The sequence below is a fragment of the Gordonia zhenghanii genome, assembly GCF_021738965.1.
Classification (GTDB): Bacteria; Actinomycetota; Actinomycetes; order Mycobacteriales; family Mycobacteriaceae; genus Gordonia; species Gordonia zhenghanii.
This window is the reverse complement of the sequence record NZ_JAKKOQ010000008.1, coordinates 180,843-200,539: the sequence shown is the minus strand read 5'-3', so window position 1 is coordinate 200,539 and position 19,697 is coordinate 180,843. Positions and strand designations below refer to the sequence as shown.

Here is a 19,697-nt window from a genome sequence, read left to right as displayed (position 1 = left end):
GTGGCGGCCCCCCTCCCGGGCACGCTGAGAGCCGATTGCGGGTCGGCGTTAGAATTGTCTGCATGACCTTGGAGTTCTCCCGTACCGAACATCCGCACCCTGTTTCCGAAGGTCGCCGCGCCGAGATCCTCGCTGCGCCGGGTTTCGGCAATTACTTCACCGACTACATGGTGGTGATCGATTATGACCGGGAACGCGGCTGGAACCGGGCACGGGTGACGCCGTACGGGCCGATCGCGCTGGATCCGGCGGCGATGGTCTTGCACTATGCCCAGGAGATCTTCGAAGGGCTCAAGGCCTACCGGCAGCCCGACGGCTCGATCGCCGCGTTCCGCCCCGAGGCGAACGCCGAACGGTTCAACACGTCGGCGCGTCGCCTCGCGATGCCGGAACTCCCTGAAGAGGTGTTCGTCGAGTCGCTGCGCCAGATCCTCGCCGTCGACAACGCGTGGGTCCCGCCTGCGGGCGGAGAGGAGTCCTTGTACTTGCGGCCGTTCATGATCGCGACCGAGGCGAGCCTCGGTGTGCGCCCGTCCGACGAGTACCGGTACGCGTTGATCGCGTCGCCTGCCGGGGCCTACTTCTCCGGCGGCGTGAAGCCGGTCAGTGTGTATTTGAGCACCGAGTACGTGCGCGCCTCCCCGGGCGGCACCGGCGCAGCCAAGTTCGGCGGAAACTACGCCGCGTCGCTGCTCGCGCAGGCGCAGGCCGCGGAGAAGGGCTGTGACCAGGTGGTCTGGCTCGACGCGATCGAGCGTCGCTACATCGAGGAGATGGGCGGCATGAACCTGTTCTTCGTGTACGGCTCGGGGTCGCAGGCACGCCTCGTGACACCGTCGCTGAGTGGTTCGCTACTCCCGGGCGTCACCCGCAAGTCGTTGCTGACGCTCGCGGCAGATGCCGGATACGCGGTCGAGGAGCGGAAGATCTCCACTGACGAACTCGCCGCGGACGTCCGCTCGGGTGAGATCACCGAGGTGTTCGCGTGCGGTACGGCCGCAGTCATCACCCCGGTCGGCCGCGTCCTCAGCGACACCGACGAATACACGGTCGCCGACGGCGCGACCGGCGAGGTCACGATGGCGCTGCGCGACACTCTCACCGGACTTCAGCGCGGCCTGTTCGCCGACACCCACGGCTGGATGACCACGCTGCACCCCGCTCCGTGATCCTCCCGGTCGCTCACACCAGCAGGACGATCAGGGCGAGGGCGGTGGACAGTTCGACGGCGGCGCCGATGACGTCGCCCGCGATACCGCCCATGCGCCGTCGGCAGTGGGCGGAGAACACGTAGGAGAGCACGGCGACGGCGGCGACCGCGCACAGCGCGCGAACCCCGAGCGGCCAGGCAGCGGTCGCGGCGACGACGGTCCACACGAGGATCGACCAACGTTGAGTCCCGGCGACGAGTGCGCCGAAACCGTTGCTGTTCGCGGGCGGCAGCCCTGCGCGGCAGACATAGACGGCGGCCACACGGGCCAGCGCGACCGCGAACACGATGTCCCACCACCGTTCATCCGCAGACAGCGCGCCGAACGCCACCGCCTGCGCCCCCAGCACCACGGCCAGGGTCGCGGCGCCGAACGGTCCGACGTCGCCGCTGCGCATCACCTCGCGGACGCGCACCTCGTCGCCGTAACAGCCCAGACCGTCCGCCGTGTCGGCGAGACCGTCCACGTGCATGCCGCGGGTCGCCAGAGCCAACAGTGCGACGAGGAGGACTCCGACGAGCAGGTCGGGGAGCGCGGTGAACGAGAGTCCGTAGCCCGCGGCCGCAGCGATGCCGCCGAGCAGCGCGCCGACCAGGGGAACAGCCGTGATCGCAGCGCCACCGGTCCGACGGTCCATGTCCACGCGGGGCGACGGGACCGGAGCGACGGTCAGCCAACTGACGGCCACGCCGAGTGCAGTGAGCGGGTTACGCCCCATCGCTGACGCCGGCCTCGTCGAACGTGGCCATGTCGATGAGGATGTCGACGGCAGACATGACGACCGACAGCGCGGTCAACGCGCCCGTGCCCTCGCCGAGACGCATCGACAGATCGACGATCGGTTCGAGGCCGAGACTCTTGAGGGCGAACGTGTGCGCCGGCTCGGTGGACTGGTGGCCTGCGCGCCACCACGACGACGCACCCGGAGCCATCTGTTCGGCGACGAGTGCGGCCGCTGTCGTGACCACACCGTCCAAGATCACCGGGGTTCGGCGAACCGCGGCTTGAGCGTAGAAGCCCGCCATCGCGGCGAGGTCCGCTCCACCGACCGCCGCGAGCAACGCCAACGGCTCGTTGCGGTAGCGGCGCCCGAAACGCATGCCGTCGCGGATCGCGGCGGTCTTGCGAATCCATGTCTCGTCGTCGATTCCGGTGCCGCGGCCGACGACGACCACAGGCTCCTTGTCGGCGATGGTGCCGATGAGGACCGCTGCCGGAGTCGTGTTCCCGATCCCCATGTCGCCTGCGATCAACAGGTCTGCGCCGGAGTCGACGAGCCCGTCGGCGATCGCGCGGCCCGCGGCGACGGCTCGACGTGCTTCGGCGATCGTGAGGGCCTCGCCACGCCGCAGGTCCCCGCTGGAGCGGCGCACTTTGTAGTCGGTCACCACTGCGTGGCCGTCGGGAAGGTCGACGTCGGCGGCGATGTCGAAGGCGTGCACCGTCGCGCCGACCCGGCGGGCCAGCACATTGACGGCGGCGCCGCCCGCCGCGATGCTCGCGATCATCTGAGCGGTCACTGCGGGCGGGAAAGCGGAGACTCCGTCGCGGGCGACGCCGTGGTCACCGGCGAACACCGCAACGGCGGGAGCGGCGATCCGACGCGGCGGACACGCCGACTGACAGGCCGACACCCAGGTCCCGAGGTCTTCGAGGAGCCCGAGCGATCCCGGCGGCTTGGTGAGGGTGAGCTGTCGGGCCTCGGCCTGGGCCACGGTCTCCTGGTCGGGAGGATCGATCGCGACGAACACTTCGGCGTCGGTCCCGTCGGGCACGTCGCGCGGTACGAAGTCGACGGTGCGGTGCTCGTGCGCCGGTGTGACGGCAGGTGCGAGGGCCGACGCGGGAACAGGCACGGCGGACGTGGTCGTCCCAGCACCGGAGTCGGCAGCACTGGAGTCGCCAGTACCGGAGTCGCCAGTGTCAGTCGTGTCGGCGGGAAGGTCGAGCACGCGTCCAGCGACGACGAGCCGCACCGTGTCCACGGCCCGCGCGACGCGCGCATTGAGCGCCCCGAGTTCATCGGCGAAGCGTCGCCCGGCGGCGGTCGGCGCCACGACCGACAGACCGACTTCGGGGCTGACGATCGTGAGCTCGCCGAGATGGTCGCCGATTGCGGCACACAGCTCGTCGACGTGATCATCGATGGAGACCGATTCGTCGTCCCACGCACCGGCGCGGTCGATGACGCCCGTCAGCCAGGTGCCGAGATCGTCGAGAAGGACGGCCGCAGTCGCATCGGCACGCAGCTCCACAGCTGGATCGGAAGTCTCGACCGTGATGAATCGTTCCGGTCGGCGGTCCCGATGAGCTCGGACGCGCGTGTTCCACGCGGCGTCGTCGGCGGGTACCGAACCGGTCGCCAGGTAGCGGACCTCGCCAGCGTCGGCGAGAAGGCGTTCGGCGTGTGCAGACTTTCCCGATCGGGTCCCACCCAGGACCAGGGTGCGCACTTCTAGACCTTGTCGCCCGGCTTGACCAGCGGCTTCGGTGCACGCATCATACGTAGCTGCATGGCGCGGGTGAAGGCGTACCAGCCGAGCCGGAAGCGGCTCTCCTGTGTGTCCGGATGACGTTCGCGGACTCGCCTGTTGACGATGCGACCGAGGATGTACGAGTCGATCGCCATGAACACGACGAACACGAGCAGCACCAGGTTCGCGATCACCGCGAGTTGCGGAATCATGATCGCGACTATCAGGAACACCGCGAACGGCATGAACAGTCCGGCGAAGTTACGCCGGGAGTCCACGATGTCGCGGGTCAGGCGCCGTGCGGGTCCCTTGTCGCGCGGCATCAGGTACTTCTCGTCGCCGCTCATCATCTTCTCGCGCTGCTCGAGGCGAGCCTCGCGACGCTTAGCGCTGACCTGCTTGCGCTCGTCCTTGCTCATCGTCGACTTGAGCGCCTTCTTACGTGCCCGAGCTTCGGCACGAGTGGTGGGCGGCGGTGAGACAGGTCCGCGACGCTTGTTCTCGGCTTCGCGGCGCTTCGGCGTCGGCCGACCCTTGCCGGGTGTCGCCTTCGCCTTACCGAGCTCGACGCGTGCCTCGTCGGTGGAGGCGTCGTCGGTGGTCTGGGCGTCGTCGACGGTGTCGTCGGTGCTCGTCGCATCGGACTTCCAAGGCAGCTTCACGCCTTCGAGACTAGGCGATGACCGGCCGCCGCCTGGAATCGGGCAGTACCCTGCGGCGCATGGACGAAGCAACGGGAGCCCGCGGGGCCACGGTCGTGGTCGCACCGGACGAGTTCGGTGGGACCCTCAGTGCGACGCAGGCTGCGGCTGCGATCGTCGACGGGTGGCGGTCGGCACGCCCGAACGACACGTTCGACGTCCTGCCTCAGTCGGACGGCGGTCCCGGATTCGTCGCGGTCCTCGAGGCGGCGGGGGTGGTCTCCGTGCGGACGGCGCGGGTGGCGGGTCCGATGGGGGATCCGGTGACCGCCGAGTACGGGGTCGCCGCCGACGGCACCGCGTATCTAGAGGCCGCCCAGGCCTGCGGTCTGGCGATCCTCGGGGAGGCGCCGTCCCCGGAGACTGCTGCGAGCGCGACGACGTTCGGCGTCGGACAACTGGTGCAGGCGGCTTTGGCCGACCGGCCACCCCGGATCGTCGTCGGACTCGGCGGGAGCGCGACCACCGACGGAGGTCGCGGAGCCCTCGACGCACTCGGCGGACCGGCGGCGGCCGCCGAACTGTTGCGGGACGTCGACGTGGTCGTCGCCTCCGATGTGGACAACCCGCTCCTCGGCGTCGACGGCGCCGCCACGGTGTTCAGTCCGCAGAAGGGCGCCGATGCGGCGACGGCAGCCGTGCTGGAGGACGGACTCACCGGGTGGGCGGACGACCTCGCGGCGATAGGCCGGGACGTCCGTGAGGAATCCGGTGCAGGCGCGGCGGGAGGTCTCGGTGCGGCGCTCCTCTGGGTCGGTGGGCGACGCAGGCCGGGCGCGGACGTCGTCGGCGACGCGACCGATCGTCGGTCCCGTATGGCTGCGGCGGACCTCGTGGTCACTGGGGAAGGTCGATTCGACGGTCAGACCGTGCGCGGCAAGGTGATCGCGGCGCTCGCCGCCGAGGCCGGCAGCGTCCCGATCATCGTGCTCGCGGGGCAAGTGCGCGGTGACACGAGGATCGAAGGCATCGCTGAGGTGTGGTCCGTAGCCGACCACGTGGGTTCGGCCTCCGTCGCGATGACCGACGCCGCGCCGTCGTTGGCGAGTCTTGCCGCGCGCGTCGCCGCCCGATGGTCGGCAGGCGAATCGTGAGGGCAGCGGGGCGCCGTGTTGCGGGGCCTGATGCGGGAATAACCACATGACGGGTACCGTTGAGGCTGTCAGACCGACGACATCTGATTCCGATCCGTGTCAGGCGATTGACGACAGACGTATTCAAGGAGCGCTCATGACCGTCCAGAACGAAACCACCGAAACCGGCATCCTGCTCAGTGACGCTGCGGCAGCGAAGGCGAAGGGTCTTCTCGACCAGGAGGGACGTGACGATCTCGCGCTGCGCATCGCGGTCCAACCGGGTGGTTGTGCCGGTCTGCGCTACCAGCTGTTCTTCGACGACCGCCAGCTCGACGGCGACGTCGTGTCCGATTTCGGCGGCGTGCGGTTGGCCGTCGACCGGATGAGTGCCCCGTACGTGCAGGGCGCGACCATCGACTTCGTCGACACCATCGAGAAGCAGGGCTTCACGATCGACAACCCGAACGCGACCGGCAGCTGCGCCTGCGGCGACTCGTTCAACTGACCTTCACTGGTACTGCCAGCGCTGGTACTTCTGCGGCCGCGACCCTGGACGGGGTCGCGGCCGCAGTCTGTTCTGCTGGCCCCCGCCCCGCTGATCGAGCCGGCCCCCGCCCCGCTTGATTGAGCCGGCCCCCGCCCCGCCGATCGAGCGGAGTCGAGATCCCATTACGTTGGACAGATGTTCATTGCCGTCTGTGGGTCGCTCGCGACCGATCATCTGATGAAGTTCCCCGGAAAATTCTCCGATCAGCTCGTGGCCGACCAGCTCGAGCACATCTCGCTCAGCTTCCTCGTCGAGGACCTGGTCCTGCACCGTGGCGGTGTCGGAGGCAACATCGCCTACGCGCTCGGTGTGCTCGGCAACGAACCGCTGCTCGTCGCTGCGGCCGGCGGCGATTTCGACGACTACGCGAACTGGCTCGCCGAGCACGGCGTGGACTGCGGGGGCGTCCACCGGTCGGAGACCAAGCACACGGCCCGGTTCATGTGCACCACGGACGAGACGATGGCCCAGCTCGCCACGTTCTATGCCGGAGCGATGACCGAGGCGGGCGACATCGATCTCGCGGCGGTCGTCGCGGACAAGCGCCCGGACCTGGTGTTGATCGGCGCAGACGATCCGGCGGCCATGACTCGGCACACCGCGGCCTGCCGTGCCGAGGGCATCGCGTTCGCCGCGGACCCGTCGCAGCAGTTGGCGCGTCTGGACGGAGAGGCAGCCCGCGACCTGATCGACGGGGCCGCCTACCTGTTCACGAACGAGTACGAGTGGGGTCTGCTCAAGCAGAAGTCAGGCCTGTCCGACTCCGAGATCGCCGATCTGGTCGGAGTGCGGATCACCACGCTCGGGTCGAAGGGCGTCGACATCATCGACACCGACGGGTCGGTGACGCATGTGGACGTGGTCCCGGTGAACGAGCAGGTCGACCCGACGGGCGTCGGCGACGGCTTCCGTGCGGGCTTCCTCACGGGCCTGAGCAAGGAGCTGAACTTCGAGCGGTCGGCGCAGCTCGGCGCGATGGTCGCCACGCTCGTCCTCGAATGCGAATCGACTCAGGGCTGGGCGTGGGACGTCGACGTCGCCGAGAAGCGTCTGTCCGCCGCCTACGGCGCCGACGCAGCTGCCGAGATCCGCTCCGCGATTTCCTCTTAACGCCCTTCGCGCCTCAGCCCGGTGACCTTGACATGACCGACAACGAAGGAGGGGCGACACACTTTCGGAGCCCTCCGCAGCCCCCGAGCCGCTAGGCGAGGGGGCGAGGACTGCCGAAGAAAGTGTGTCGCCCCTCCTTCGTCGCGCGTGCCTACAGACGCACCGGATAATCGTGATCTTCGATCGCGGGCACGATGCTCCCGTCGACGAAGATTCCGTACCACAGCATGAAGCAGACGACGGTCCAGATCCGACGACTGTTGTCGACGGTTCCGGCGCGGTGCTCGTCGAGCATCGCCAGGGTGAAGGCCTTGTCGACGATGTGGTCGGTGTCCGATGTCGCGATCAACTCGCGCGCCCAGTCGTACATCTCGGTACCCGCCAGCCAGTGGCGCAGGGGCACGGGGAAACCGAGCTTGCGACGATGCAGGACGTGCGGCGGCACGATCTGTTCGAGCGCCTTGCGCAGCGCGTACTTGGTGGTGTCGTGCGCGATCTTCTCGTCGTACGGGAGTTGCTCGGCGACGGCGAACACCTCCTTGTCCAGGAACGGGACGCGCAGTTCCAGGGAGTTCGCCATCGTGATCTTGTCGGCCTTGACGAGAATGTCGCCGCGCAGCCAGGTGAACAGGTCGAGGTGCTGCATCCGGGTGACGGGATCGAGTCCCTCGCTCATGCGGTAGATGGGCGCCGTCACGTCCTGGTGCATCCAGTCGGGTCGGAAGTTACGGAGGACGGCGCGCAGCCGCGCGTCGTCGAAGCTCCTGGCGTTGCCGTAGTAACGCTCCTCCAACGACAGCGAGCCGCGGTGCAAGAGGCTCTTGCCTCGAGTGCCTTCCGGGATGCGGTCGGACACGCGGCCGGCGAGGCGGCGGAGGCCTGCGGGCATCTTGTCGAACGACTTGAGCGACAGCGGTTCCTTGTAGATCGTGTACCCGCCGAACAGTTCGTCGGCGCCCTCGCCGGACAGTACGACCTTGACGTGCTTACGGGCTTCGGCGGCCACGAAGTAGAGGGGGACGAGTGCCGGGTCGGCGACGGGGTCGTCGAGGTACCAGATGATCTTGGGGAGCGCCTCGATGAACTCGCGCGGTGAGACCACCTTCACGATGTGGCGCGCGCCGATGGCCTCGGCCGACTCGGCGGCGACGTCGACCTCGGAATAGCCTTCCCGCTCGAACCCGGTGGTGAACGTGATCAGGTCGGGATTGTGCTGGATGGCGAGCGCTGCGATCGCGGTCGAGTCGATGCCGCCCGACAGGAACGAGCCGACGGTCACATCGGCGCGCATGTGCTTGGCGACGGAGTCGCGCAGCACCTCGGCGATCTCGTCGTACCGTTTCTGCGCGGTGTCCGGTGTGAACGGGCGGACCGGGAACTTCGGATCGAAGTAGCGGGTGACGGTGGGGGCGACTCCGGGCCGGAGCGTCGCGTAACAGCCGGACTCGAGGCGCGTGATGTTCGCGTGCAGCGTCTCGGGTTCGGGAACGTACTGCAGGACCGTGTAGTGCTCGATCGCACGGTCGTCGAGTTCACGGTCCAAGCCGAGGCGATCGAGCACCTCGAGGAGGCTCTTCTTCTCACTGCCGAACGCGGTGCCCGCGTCGCTGGTCGCGAGGAACAGGGGTTTGATGCCGAACCGGTCGCGGGCGAGAAACAACTCGCGGGTCTGTGTGTCCCAGACGGCGAACGCGAACATGCCGCGCAACTTCCGGACGATCTCGGGACCCCAGTGGTGGAAGCCCGCGACGATCGACTCGCCGTCGCCTTCGGTCCGGAACTTCGTGCCGAACTCGGCCGCCAGTTCTTCGCGGATCTCTAGATAGTTGTAGATCTCGCCGTTGAAAACGAGTGCGTAGCGCTCCGGGTTGTCGTCCGGGCCCCAGCGCAGCGGCTGATGCGAGTGTTCGATGTCGATGATCGACAGTCGATTGAAGCCGAGAACGATGTCGTCGTCGTTCCACGTCCCTGGCTCGTCGGGGCCGCGGTGTCGCATGCAGTGCGCTGCGGACGCGATCAATTCGGCTGTCGATCCCGCCGAACCGTCGCTGGTGAGCATTCCGAGCAAGCCGCACACGCTGACCAGCCTCATTTCCCGTCGATTGCAAGTACCACGCAGCGGCGACCGTGAAGGTGCTTCCGCGCCGCGTCCACTATGCCGTAGAAGCACGCCGACGTGCGACATCTCAGGTACGTCGTGAGGTCGACGCCACGCCGGACCGGAGCGAATCCGCAGGTCGCGTTACGCGTCGCAGGCATCGGTTGACCCAATAGAGAAGTCCTCCGCGGGTTGGACTACGCTGCGTAGTTACTAGGTGCAAGAATTGCGCAAGGAGTGGTTTGCTCCGCCGTGCGAACCTTGTGGGACAGCTCCCTGCCAGCAGGAAGGCGTGAAATTGACGAACCGTGGACGGCCGTCGGCACGACGTGGAGTACCGGCGTCGCGCACGATCAAACGACTGAGTGCCCTCGCGGTCCTGGGTGTCGTCGTGCTGATGACGTCAGGCTGCAGTGCCGAACAGGCTCTGAACTTCGGTTGGCCCGAGGGTGTGACCCCCGAGGCGCACGATATGCGGGTGTTCTGGACGTGGTCGGTGATCGCAGCTCTGGCGATGGGTGTGCTCGTCTGGGGTCTGATCTTCTGGACCATCACCTTCCACCGCGCGAAGGCGGACGAGAAGGACGACGAGGTCATTCCTCGTCAGACCGGCTACAACGTTCCGCTGGAGCTGGCGTACACCGCTATCCCGTTCGTGCTGATCGCCGTGATGTTCTACTTCACGGTCATCGTGCAGAACAAGGTGGAGAACAAGGAAGAGAACCCGGCCGTCGTCGTCGACGTCACGGCCTTCCAGTGGAACTGGAAGTTCGGCTACAACTCGGTGAACATCGACAACAAGCAGCTCGTCGACGCCAAGGACTCCCGCAAGGGTGAGCCGTTCGACCTCCAGATCCCGAAGTTCCGCGAGCACGAAGGCGAGAAGGAGCTCATCGCCGGTGCGGCAGGCGGACGCTCCGCTGAAGAGCGCAAGTACCTGAACTTCGACAAGATCGAGACCCTCGGTTCGTCGTCGACGATCCCGGTCCTGGTCCTTCCGACCGACACGCGGATCCAGTTCGATCTCGCGGCGGCCGACGTCGTCCACTCGTTCTGGGTTCCCGAGTTCCTGTTCAAGCGCGACGTGATGCCGTTCCCGGACCAGAACCACACGGACTCTCAGTTCCAGATCAGTTCGATCGATCGTGAAGGCGCATTCGTCGGGCGCTGCGCTGAGATGTGCGGCACCTTCCACGCGATGATGAACTTCGAGGTGCGCGCGGTCAGCCCCGCCGACTTCGCTCGCTACATCTCGTACCGCGACTCGAACCCCGAGGCGACCAACGCGGAGGCTCTCCAAGCCATCTGCCAGGTCCCGGAATCGGTGACGACCGTTCCGTTCGATTCCCGGCGGGTCTCGAATGACCAGACTCCGTCGGATCTCGGTGACGCGTCGAACACCAAGCTGACGGGATGCACGCCTGCCAAGGAAGGTACGAACTGATGAAGCTCGAAGCTCGGATCTTTGAACTCCTCGCGATGTTCTTCATCGTGATGGGCATCATCTACGCGATCTGCACGTACTTCTACCGGACCGGCATCGAGTGGACCGGCGTCGTGTGCATGTTCTTCGCTGGCGGCCTCGCATTGATCGCAGGCACCTACTTCCGGTTCGTCGCTCGACGCGTCGAGATCCGCCCGGAAGACTACGACGACGCCGAGGTCGAGGACGGCGCGGGCGAGCTGGGCTTCTTCAGCCCGCACAGCTACTGGCCGATCATGATCGCTGCCGCTGCTGCGCTCTTCGCGATCGGATTCGCGAGCGCGAACTTCTGGTTCGCGATCGCCCTGGTGTTCGCGATCATCGGCGCTGTCGCAGGCTTGGTCTTCGAGTACCACGTCGGCCCCGAGAAGCACTGACCGAACGAGTGTCGAACGAAGCCGCATCCGGATACCGGGTGCGGCTTCGTCATTCGCATGCGTTGTCCGGAACCGATCGTCAGGTGCTGCAGCGGTTCTTGTACGACGCTTTCGCCGGTGACTTCGACGACTCGGACTTCGATCACTGCCTCGGTGGAGTCCACGTGTTCGCCGAAGACGATCGGGGCATGGTCGGCCACGCGGCCGTCGTGCAACGCAGTCTGGTCGCTGGCGACACCGTGCTGCGCACGGGGTACGTGGAGGCCGTAGCGGTGGCGGCCCGGATGCGTCGGCGAGGTGTCGGAGACGCGGTCATGGCTCGGGTGGACGACATCGTCGTCCGCGCCCACGATCTCGGTGCGCTCAGTGCCTCGGCAGACGGGCGCCCGCTCTACCTGCGGCGCGGGTGGGAGCCGTGGCGTGGCCCGTTGGGTGTGCTCACGGTCGACGGGATGCGGCCGTCTCCCGATGACGACCAGGACTCGGCCCTGATCCTGCGGACGCCGTCGTGTGCCGACCTGGACACCGGGCAGCGGCTGACCTGCGACTGGCGGAACGGTTCGGACTGGTGAGGAGCCACGTGTGCTGAGGCGAGGTTTCGTGAAGGTCTCCGATCCGGCAGACGGACCGGACCTTCTCTGGGCGCCGGGCATCGATGAACGGCCGATCAAGTACAGCGTGCCCGCCGAGTTCATGCACGGGGGATCGTGGCGAAGCATCGTCCCGGTGGCCTATGACGACCCGGAATCCGACGTCGTGGTCCGCTTGCACGATCGCAGATGCGAACCGGGTGACGAGATCTCCAGACCGACGGCCGTCGAACGACTCTGCCCGCCGCCGACCGCCGATCACTACCTCGACGGCGCTGACTCGGTGACGATGCGGCGGTGGCTCTCCGTCGACGATCCCGTGGTGCTCGCGTTCGCCATGCGCCTCACCCAGGTGACGCCGTACGAGGCGCAGACGATAGTTCGAGCAGCGCGCGGATCGGTGTCGGCGGACCTGTGCGACGCGGTGCTGCGCGCGGGTCCAGGTATGGAGCACTCCCCAGACTTCGTCGACCTAGCGCTGGCGCATCTGCCGCGTGAAGCTTTGGACAGCGGCGGCCGACGCCTCATGGCGGCGATCGGCGCCGCGCCGATGCTCCTTCGACAGACCGGAGTGCGCAGCCGCGTCCTGCACCGTGCGAACGAGGATGAGCTGCGCGCGGTTCTCGCACCGTTCGTAGCGGTGTGCGGACCGATCCCGAGCATCGACGTCCCGCACGTCGCGAGTGCAGAAACGCCGCGGATCGTGGCGGCGCCCTCGCCGCGGGCTGTCCGCGCGTATCGGGACGAAGGGACGAGGATCCGACTCGCCGGGGGAGCGTGGCGCCCCCAGACCGGCGACGTCGTCGCGTCGGCACCGGACACGGTGCTGGTCAGCGACGTCGCGCTGGCGCGGGGATGCACGCACCACCGAGTGTTGGCCGTGACGGACGGGTCGCGCGGCGAGGTCTTCGTGGCACTGGAACCGGCACTGCCCGCTGACGGCGACTCGGCGGTCGTGGTGGTCGCTGTCGACGACTGTCGTGACTACCTGGTCGAGCGCCCGGAGTCGGCTGCCGACCCCGTGCCCGTCGTTGGATCGTCGCCTGCCCGCGCCGGGGCCGACGCGGTTCCTCGTCGACGGCTCCGGTGGTGGTCGCGAACGAGAGCCGCGCGGGGCGACGCTGCGTCCGGCTTACTGTGGGAGGCTGCTCTCGCCGAGCACGATCGCGTGCGCCGCGAGTACCTCGCATACGAGATGGAGCCCGAGCTCATTCTCCGCTACCCGTCGGTGACCGATGTCGCGGTGGACGAGACCGCGATGTTCCTCGATGCGGTTGCCGAAGCCGACGCGTTGCGCACCGACGGACCGGTGGACGAGTCGCATGCGACTGCTTACCGGCGTGCAGTGTCGAGCCTGGCGCGTAGTTGGACCGTGTGCGAGGACAGCGGCCGGCGGCGCGGTCACTCGCTGCTGCCACGCGAGGACGCCGCGGATCTCGACACCGCCGTCAAACTTCTGCGGCACGCGGTGTCGTCGTCGACCGAGATCGAACGGGCCGTCTACCTGGAGCGGGCACAGACGATCGTCGACGGCGTCGCCTGCCGTAACCGAGTGAAGTTCACTCCGCGCTCGCGCGATCGCCTCGCGATGCTCTCCGTCGCCGCGCTCCCCGGCCCGTAGACGGGCGGGGTAGGGGAGTGGACACCCCACTCTTTGCCGGTCGAGCGGAGCCGAGACTCGCTGGTCGAGCGGAGTCGAGACCGTCGAAGGAGTGAGGCCGCTGTGCGGCGAAAATCAGTACGCTCAGCGACCTTCGTGGACTATTAGTCCCTGCCGCCGGATGAGCGTACTGATTTCTGCACGTCGCCCCGTTGCGCCGCACTATTCGGTCGGGGGTCTCGACTCCGCTCGACCACCAGAAGCTGTCTCGCAGACTTCGCTCGAGGAGCAGAAGCTGTCTCGCAGACTCCGCTCGAGGAGCAGGGGAACGGAAGACGGCCGCCCCGCGAGATGCGGGACGGCCGTCTTCTGTGGAAGAGTCGATCTAGTCGAGCGGGTTTCCGCCCTTGGCCTGCAGCTCTTGGATGGCCTTCTTTTCGGCCTCGTGCTGCTCGTGCGCGATCCGCACGTTCTGCGCCTGCTCCTCGGCGGTGTCCGGGACCAGAACGGTGCCGGTACCCGGTGCGCCCGCAGAGCCGAGCTTGTTCATCCGCTTCGGCAGCGCAGCGCCCTCGTAGGGGAGCGGGATCGGGTGACCGTGGTCGTCGACCGGGCCGAGCGGCTGATGCATCTCGATGTACTCGCCCTGCGGCTGACGGCGGATGATGCCCGTCTCGATGCCGTGGGAGAGGACCGCACGGTCACTGCGCTGCAGCGACAGTGCCCAGCGGTAGGTGATGAAGTACACCAGCGGGGGCAGGACGATCATGCCGATACGACCCATCCACGTCGTCGCATTCAGCGAGATGTGGAACTTCAGCGCGATGATGTCGTTCATGCACATCAGCGTGAGGATGATGTAGAACGTCAGGGCCATCGCGCCGGCCGCCGTACGGACCGGAGCGTCGCGCGGACGCTGCAGAAGGTTGTGATGCGCGTAGTCGCCGGTCAGCTTCTTCTCGATCCACGGGTAGCCGAACAGCAGCCCGAAGATCACACCGATCACCAGCACGACCCAGAACACCGCGGGCACTGTGTAGTTGCCGAGGTACAGCTCCCACGCAGGCATCAGTCGGGCGAAGCCGTCCGTCCACATCATATATATGTCGGGCTGAGAGCCTGCGGACACTTGGGCCGGGTTGTACGGGCCGATGTTCCAGACCGGGTTGATTTGGAACACGCCTGCGATCAGCGCCAGGAAGCCGAACACGATCGCGAAGAACGCGCCGCCCTTAGCCGCGAAGACCGGGAGGATGCGAACGCCGACGACGTTCTTCTCGGTGCGACCGGGGCCGGGGAACTGCGTGTGCTTTTGGTACCAGACCAGCGCGAGGTGAGCACCGATCAAGGCCAGGATGATGGCCGGGAAGATCAGAATGTGCAGCACGTACAGGCGCGGAATGATGATGTCGCCGGGGAAGTCGCCGTTGAACAGCGCCCACTGGACCCAGGTGCCGACCAGCGGGATCGACAACACGATGCCCGACATCGCGGCGCGGACGCCGGTGCCCGAGAGTAGGTCGTCGGGGAGCGAGTACCCGAAGAAGCCCTCGAACATCGCCAGCAGCAGCAAGAAGCAGCCGATGATCCAGTTCGCTTCACGCGGCCGACGGAATGCGCCGGTGAAGAAGATGCGGGCCATGTGCAGGATGATCGATGCAGCGAACAGCAGAGCCGCCCAGTGGTGGATCTGGCGAACGAACAAGCCGCCGCGGACCTCGAACGAGAGGTTCAGCGTGGTCTCGTAGGCGCGGCTCATGGTCACGCCGTTGAGGGGCTCGTACGCGCCGTCGTACTGCACGTGCGACATCGACGGGTCGAAGAAGAACGTGAGGTAGGTACCCGACAGCAACAGAATGATGAAGCTGTAGAGCGCGACCTCACCGAGGAGGAACGACCAGTGGGTCGGGAACACCTTGTTGATCTGGCGGCGCATGCCGGCAGCGAGGTGATACCTGGAGTCGACCTCTTCTGCCTGCGTGGCGAGGCGGTCGGCGACTGTCATGACTTACGCTCCCAGAATGCCGGTCCGACGGGCTCGATGAAGTCGCCGTCGTTGATGGTGCTGTTGGCGACCAGGTAGCCCTGGTTGTTGACAGTGATAGGCAGCTGAGCCAGAGCTCGTGCAGCCGGGCCGAAGACCGGCTTGCAGAACTCGAGCGCATCGAACTGCGACTGGTGGCACGGGCAGAGGACGCGGTGCGTCTGCTGCTCGTACAACGAGGTCGGGCATCCGAGGTGGCTGCAGACCTTCGTGTACGCGTAGTAGTCGCCGTAGTTGAAGCTCTCCTGGCCGCGACGCTTGATGACCTTCGCGTTGTCCTCGGGGCGGAAGCGGATGAGCATGACCGAGTCACGGATTCCGCGAATGCGCTCGAGGAGCTTGTGACGGGATTCCTCGGTCTCGCCGTAACCGTCGGAGACGCGCCACGGGAAAACGGTCTCCATAGCGCCTGCGTCCAGATCCTCAGGACGGACGAGAGCCACCTGGTAGGGGTTGCCGGTGTCACGACGAAGGAAGACGGTCTCGCCCTCCGTCTCGTCGAAGATCGGGGACCACCCGGTGTTCCAGAGGGGAGCGTCGTCGCGCTTGGCCCACGGGTTCTTGATGAGACCGCCGACAGCGGCGACGCCGCCCGCGAGGCCGAGGGCTCCGAGACCGAAGACGGCGGAGCCGAGGATCATCTTGCGACGACCGAGGGTGCTCGTCTCGACGGTGTCCTTGAGTTCGGCGACGATGGTCTGCTTGTCGACCTCCGACGATCCGCCGTCGTGGCGGTCCTGCACCGAGATCTCCTGCGGGATGAAGCGCTTGGTGATCTGGATGACGCCGAACCCGAACGACAGGATGGCTCCACCGAAGGTGATACCGAGGAGCGGGGTGTAGAACGTGTACGCCCAGTAGCCCTCTTCCTCCGGCATGGTGAATTCCCACCGGTTCCAGATGAAGAGTGCGAAGCCTGCGATGGCGAGCAGTCCGGCGATGACGAACCAGATCGCGACTGCGAATTCGGAGCGCTTCTCAGCCTTGGTGCCCGGCTCGGGATAACGCTCGGTGCGGTGGATGATCTCCACCCCGTCGAGGTTCGTGCCGAGGCGAACCTTGTCTTCGTGGGACATCGCCGCGAGTTCCTCGCCGGATGGGATGTCCTTATTCGAATCGCTCAATTCCTTGATCCAATCCACATGGCGCCAGCGATGATGACCGCTCCGCCGACAACCCACATCACCATGCCCTCAGAGGCCGGACCGAAGCCGCCGAGACCCAGGCCGCCCGACGGGGCCGCTGTGTCTGCGTAGCGGATGAAGCCGATGATGTCCTTCTTCTCGTCGACCGACAGCTGTCGGTTCGAGAACTTCGGCATGTTCTGCGGTCCGGTGAGCATCGCGGTGTACAGCTGCTGCGGGTTCACGTCGGTCAGCGGGGGAGCGAACTTGCCGCCCGAGAGCGCGCCGCCACGGCCGGTGAAGTTGTGGCAGGACGCGCAGTTCATACGGAACAGTTCCGAGCCGCGGCCGAGGTTCTCGCCGCGCAGCTGATCCATCTGCAGCTCGGGGAAGCCGTTCTCGTCGCGCTTGATCTGACCGTCTGCCGTGGTGACGTACATGGCGCGAGGGCCGCCGCCCATGGCCTGGATGTAGGAGCCGAGCTGGTCGATCTGGGCTTCGGTGAACTTGGCGGGCTTACGCTGCGCCTGCGCTTCACCGCGCATCGCGGGCATGCGCCCGGTCGACACCTGGAAGTACACGGCGGCGTCGCCGACACCGATCAGTGAGGGTCCGCGGTCGGCGACCCCTTCGAGGTTGGCTCCGTGGCAGGTGATGCACGACGTGTCGTACAACTGCTTGCCCGCGGTGATCATGCTCGTCTCGAGGTCGTCCGCAGTGGCGACCTGAGGCTTGGGGCTGAGGAGGCCTGCGATCAGACCGGTGGCGACGAGGCCGAGGAGCAGGAAGACCGTTCCAGTGGCGCGACGGCGGAGCTTGCGACGCGCCTTGGAGCGCGACGGCGTCGACGCCGTGTCGCTCGGCTTCGGCGAACTCGGTGGAGATGATCTCATCGGTGACTCTCTACTAAGCGGATGGACTGGTTTCTGGTGAACCGGGCTGAACGGTTCTGGGCCGTCACGGCTAGCGGATGAAGTAGATCACCACGAACAGGGCGATCCAGACGACGTCGACGAAGTGCCAGTAGTACGAGACCACAATGGCCGCAGTCGCCTGGGCGGGCGTGAACTTCGACAGCCGGGTGCGGATCAGCAGGAAGACGAACGCGAGGAGACCGCCGATGACGTGCATGCCGTGGAATCCGGTGGCCATGTAGAAGACCGAGCCGTATGCGTTCGACGAGAGCGTGAGGCCCTCGCTGACCAGCGTGTAGTACTCGTAGGCCTGACCGAGGACGAAGACGGTGCCCATCACCAGGGTGAGGGTGTACCAACGGCGTAGACCGAAGACGTCACCGCGCTCAGCTGCGAAGACACCGTACTGGCACGTGACCGAGCTGAGGATCAGCACGAGCGTCACGGGCACGGCGAGCGCGAGATTCAGGTGCGCGGGCGGCTGCGGCCACCCGTCGGCAGCATTGGCCCGTGCGACGAAGTACATCGCGAACAGGCCGGCGAAGAACATCAACTCGCTCGACAACCACACGATGGTGCCGACGCTGACCATGTTCGGACGGTTCAGCGAGTGCACGCGTGAGGTGATGGCGGTTCCGGAGTTACCCACAGCGCTAGTCACAACAAGAAGTATGACGGTACGTAGTAACCGATTTCCAGCCGGGTCGGTAAATCGGTTTCCTGCCCGCTTACCGCGCAGGTAGGAGGGGTACCTGGATCGGGCTCCGGCGTGTCCGTTCTCGGGGTCGGTCGGACGTGGTTTGCTCGTTCTCATGAGCACTGACACAGGCGGCGGCGTGTGGGGGCGGATCGCGGGACGGTTTCGGCGCGGCCGGCCGCAGACGCGGATCGCTGCCGTGGACGATGGCGACCTCGTCGTCATGGTCCGCAGTGACGACGACACTGCTGCGACGTCGTCGGTGCTGGGCGCGGCGGGCTTCGCGTCGGACGTCCCTGTGGTTCTACGCCATTTGATCGCGGTGCCGGAGTCGCTTGCTGCTTCAGCAGCCGCGTCTGCCGCGCGGGAGGGGTACGTCGAGACGGCGAGACTCGACGCCGATCCGGATGTGGATCCGGCCCTGGCGCCCGTCTCGCTGTCGCGGATACAGAGGGTTGATGCGCGGACGGTGTCGCAGGAGCGCTCGCGTATCGCGAGCCTCGCCTCGCGCAGTGGCGGCGTCAGCGTCGGGTGGGCCGTCCTCGACGTCCCACGTGATCGATAGTCGTGGGGGTCGATAGTCTGAAAGGCGTGAGCATCCCGGAACACACATGGCCGCAGATCCTCGGCAAGGCAACAGACGGTGTCGACTTGACGGCGGAGGAGGCTGCGTGGGCGATGCGCGAGATCATGTCCGACGCGGCGACCGGAGCGCAGGTCGCCGCGTTCGGCGTCGGCATCAAGATGAAGGGCGCGGCGCCTGCCGAACTCCGTGGTCTCTCGGACACCATGTTGGCGATGGCGAACCGGATCACGTTGCCCGGTGAGGCAGTAGACATCGTCGGAACCGGCGGCGACCGGTCGCACACCGTCAACATCTCGACGATGACGTCGATCGTCGTGGCGGCCGCGGGGATCGCGGTGGTCAAACACGGCAACCGTGCGGCGTCGTCCAAGAGCGGCGGGGCGGACGTCCTCGAAGCGCTCGGGGTCGACATCACGCTCGGTCCGGACGCGGTGACCGAATGCGTGGCGAAGATCGGGATCGGCTTCTGTTTCGCGCCGGTGTTCCATCCCGCGTTCCGCTTCACCGGTCCGCCGCGCAAGGAGATCGGCATCCCGACCGTGTTCAACGTTCTGGGCCCGTTGACGAACCCGGCGGCGCCCGCCGCCGGTCTCATCGGGTGCGCCTTCGACGATCTCGCCCCCGTTCTGGCGCAGGCGTTCGCCGAACGCGGCAACCGGGTGCTGGTGGTGCGCGGCGACGACGGCCTCGACGAGATCACGACGACCACGACCTCGTCCGCGTGGCAGGTGGTCGACGGTCAGGTTCGGCGACTGTCGATCGACCCGCGGGAGCTCGGCATCGAATTCGTCGAACTGAGCGCACTGCAAGGCGGCGACGCCACGGTGAACGCGCAGATCGCTCGCGACCTGCTCGCCGGGACACGCGGGGCCGTGCGCGACGCTGTCGTGGTGAACGCCGCGGCTGCGATCGTCGCGTACGAGCAGACCGCGCTGTACGACGACGCAGGTCTGCTCGCTGCGCTGCGGGCAGCAGTCGAGCGAGTCGAAGCGATCATCGACGGCGGAGCCGCTGCCCGACTCCTCGACGACTGGTCAGCTCTGAGTCACGAACTGGCCTGAGCCG

At 66.8% G+C, this 19,697-nt stretch carries 18 protein-coding genes; 10 read left to right on the top strand and 8 right to left on the bottom strand.

Annotated features, from left to right (window positions below):
* Positions 1-62 precede the first annotated feature (62 nt).
* A complete protein-coding gene (locus L5G32_RS11170; RefSeq protein WP_237011106.1) occupies positions 63-1,169 on the top strand; it encodes a branched-chain amino acid aminotransferase in 1,107 nt (368 codons plus the stop codon).
* 13 nt (positions 1,170-1,182) lie between these two features.
* Here the strand turns inward: L5G32_RS11170 and L5G32_RS11165 are convergent, their stop codons facing one another.
* From L5G32_RS11165 to L5G32_RS11155, 3 genes are read right to left on the bottom strand one after another with little or no spacing between them, the layout of a single operon-like run.
* Positions 1,183-1,929: an adenosylcobinamide-GDP ribazoletransferase gene (locus L5G32_RS11165; protein WP_237011105.1), complete on the bottom strand. Its 747-nt coding sequence runs from the start codon at positions 1,927-1,929 to the stop codon at positions 1,183-1,185.
* The gene (gene cobT, locus L5G32_RS11160) at positions 1,919-3,664 is read right to left on the bottom strand and encodes a nicotinate-nucleotide--dimethylbenzimidazole phosphoribosyltransferase (protein ID WP_237011104.1); all 1,746 of its coding nucleotides are present in this window, start codon (positions 3,662-3,664) and stop codon (positions 1,919-1,921) included. Before cobT ends, L5G32_RS11165 begins: the two co-directional genes overlap by 11 nt.
* A gap of 2 nt (positions 3,665-3,666) precedes the next feature.
* On the bottom strand, positions 3,667-4,347 hold the full coding sequence (locus L5G32_RS11155) for a DUF3043 domain-containing protein (protein ID WP_372491686.1): 681 nt from the start codon (positions 4,345-4,347) through the stop codon (positions 3,667-3,669).
* A 59-nt stretch (positions 4,348-4,406) separates the two neighbouring features.
* On the opposite strand from L5G32_RS11155, the gene L5G32_RS11150 reads away from it, so the two are divergent.
* The 3 genes from L5G32_RS11150 to L5G32_RS11140 all read left to right on the top strand — a co-directional run bounded on the left by L5G32_RS11150 (position 4,407) and on the right by L5G32_RS11140 (position 7,119).
* The gene (locus L5G32_RS11150; protein ID WP_237011103.1) at positions 4,407-5,480 is read left to right on the top strand and encodes a glycerate kinase family protein; all 1,074 of its coding nucleotides are present in this window, start codon (positions 4,407-4,409) and stop codon (positions 5,478-5,480) included.
* A gap of 136 nt (positions 5,481-5,616) precedes the next feature.
* Positions 5,617-5,967, top strand: a complete 351-nt coding sequence (locus L5G32_RS11145; protein WP_237011102.1) for a HesB/IscA family protein — start codon at positions 5,617-5,619, stop codon at positions 5,965-5,967.
* Between the two features lie 177 nt (positions 5,968-6,144).
* Entirely contained in the window at positions 6,145-7,119 is a 975-nt protein-coding gene (locus tag L5G32_RS11140) for a carbohydrate kinase family protein (RefSeq protein WP_237011101.1), read from the top strand.
* Between the two features lie 151 nt (positions 7,120-7,270).
* Here the strand turns inward: L5G32_RS11140 and asnB are convergent, their stop codons facing one another.
* The gene (asnB, locus tag L5G32_RS11135; protein ID WP_237011246.1) at positions 7,271-9,196 is read right to left on the bottom strand and encodes an asparagine synthase (glutamine-hydrolyzing); all 1,926 of its coding nucleotides are present in this window, start codon (positions 9,194-9,196) and stop codon (positions 7,271-7,273) included.
* A 313-nt stretch (positions 9,197-9,509) separates the two neighbouring features.
* Between asnB and ctaC the strand changes: the two genes are divergently transcribed.
* Genes ctaC through L5G32_RS11115 form a run of 4 tightly spaced genes read left to right on the top strand, consistent with a single transcriptional unit; the run spans position 9,510 to position 13,288 of the window.
* Positions 9,510-10,661, top strand: coding sequence for an aa3-type cytochrome oxidase subunit II (gene ctaC, locus L5G32_RS11130; protein WP_237011100.1), 1,152 nt, complete (start codon positions 9,510-9,512; stop codon positions 10,659-10,661).
* Entirely contained in the window at positions 10,661-11,077 is a 417-nt protein-coding gene (locus L5G32_RS11125) for a cytochrome c oxidase subunit 4 (protein WP_237011099.1), read from the top strand. Before ctaC ends, L5G32_RS11125 begins: the two co-directional genes overlap by 1 nt.
* Before the next feature lie 8 nt (positions 11,078-11,085).
* Positions 11,086-11,649: a GNAT family N-acetyltransferase gene (locus L5G32_RS11120; RefSeq protein ID WP_237011098.1), complete on the top strand. Its 564-nt coding sequence runs from the start codon at positions 11,086-11,088 to the stop codon at positions 11,647-11,649.
* 10 nt (positions 11,650-11,659) lie between these two features.
* Complete coding sequence (locus L5G32_RS11115) at positions 11,660-13,288, top strand: hypothetical protein (RefSeq protein WP_237011097.1); 1,629 nt, start codon at positions 11,660-11,662, stop codon at positions 13,286-13,288.
* A gap of 364 nt (positions 13,289-13,652) precedes the next feature.
* Here L5G32_RS11115 and qcrB read toward each other — a convergent pair whose 3' ends face one another.
* The 4 genes from qcrB to ctaE form a co-directional block, all read right to left on the bottom strand.
* Positions 13,653-15,272 carry a cytochrome bc1 complex cytochrome b subunit gene (gene qcrB / locus L5G32_RS11110; protein WP_237011096.1) on the bottom strand — a complete coding sequence of 540 codons (1,620 nt, stop codon included), beginning with the start codon at positions 15,270-15,272 and terminating at the stop codon, positions 13,653-13,655.
* Positions 15,269-16,435, bottom strand: coding sequence for a cytochrome bc1 complex Rieske iron-sulfur subunit (gene qcrA, locus L5G32_RS11105; protein WP_237011095.1), 1,167 nt, complete (start codon positions 16,433-16,435; stop codon positions 15,269-15,271). The genes qcrB and qcrA overlap by 4 nt, the downstream gene beginning before the upstream one ends.
* Positions 16,432-17,328 (bottom strand): cytochrome bc1 complex diheme cytochrome c subunit, encoded by an 897-nt coding sequence (gene qcrC, locus L5G32_RS11100; RefSeq protein ID WP_237011094.1) that lies wholly within the window; start codon positions 17,326-17,328, stop codon positions 16,432-16,434. Before qcrC ends, qcrA begins: the two co-directional genes overlap by 4 nt.
* A gap of 70 nt (positions 17,329-17,398) precedes the next feature.
* Positions 17,399-18,010 carry an aa3-type cytochrome oxidase subunit III gene (gene ctaE, locus L5G32_RS11095; RefSeq protein ID WP_237011093.1) on the bottom strand — a complete coding sequence of 204 codons (612 nt, stop codon included), beginning with the start codon at positions 18,008-18,010 and terminating at the stop codon, positions 17,399-17,401.
* 151 nt (positions 18,011-18,161) lie between these two features.
* On the opposite strand from ctaE, the gene L5G32_RS11090 reads away from it, so the two are divergent.
* The gene (locus tag L5G32_RS11090) at positions 18,162-18,611 is read left to right on the top strand and encodes a hypothetical protein (RefSeq protein WP_237011092.1); all 450 of its coding nucleotides are present in this window, start codon (positions 18,162-18,164) and stop codon (positions 18,609-18,611) included.
* A 26-nt stretch (positions 18,612-18,637) separates the two neighbouring features.
* A complete protein-coding gene (gene trpD / locus L5G32_RS11085; RefSeq protein WP_237011091.1) occupies positions 18,638-19,693 on the top strand; it encodes an anthranilate phosphoribosyltransferase in 1,056 nt (351 codons plus the stop codon).
* Positions 19,694-19,697: the final 4 nt, after the last annotated feature.

Bases quoted from the DNA above. Each gene is read 5' to 3' on its own strand.
- L5G32_RS11170 (WP_237011106.1), top strand. From the start codon at position 63: ATGACCTTGGAGTTCTCCCGTACCGAACATCCGCACCCTGTTTCCGAA.
- L5G32_RS11125 (WP_237011099.1), top strand. From the start codon at position 10,661: ATGAAGCTCGAAGCTCGGATCTTTGAACTCCTCGCGATGTTCTTCATC.
- L5G32_RS11090 (WP_237011092.1), top strand. From the start codon at position 18,162: ATGAGCACTGACACAGGCGGCGGCGTGTGGGGGCGGATCGCGGGACGG.
- L5G32_RS11145 (WP_237011102.1), top strand. From the start codon at position 5,617: ATGACCGTCCAGAACGAAACCACCGAAACCGGCATCCTGCTCAGTGAC.
- L5G32_RS11150 (WP_237011103.1), top strand. From the start codon at position 4,407: ATGGACGAAGCAACGGGAGCCCGCGGGGCCACGGTCGTGGTCGCACCG.
- L5G32_RS11140 (WP_237011101.1), top strand. From the start codon at position 6,145: ATGTTCATTGCCGTCTGTGGGTCGCTCGCGACCGATCATCTGATGAAG.
- L5G32_RS11165 (WP_237011105.1), bottom strand. From the start codon at position 1,929: ATGGGGCGTAACCCGCTCACTGCACTCGGCGTGGCCGTCAGTTGGCTG.
- qcrB (WP_237011096.1), bottom strand. From the start codon at position 15,272: ATGACAGTCGCCGACCGCCTCGCCACGCAGGCAGAAGAGGTCGACTCC.
- qcrC (WP_237011094.1), bottom strand. From the start codon at position 17,328: ATGAGATCATCTCCACCGAGTTCGCCGAAGCCGAGCGACACGGCGTCG.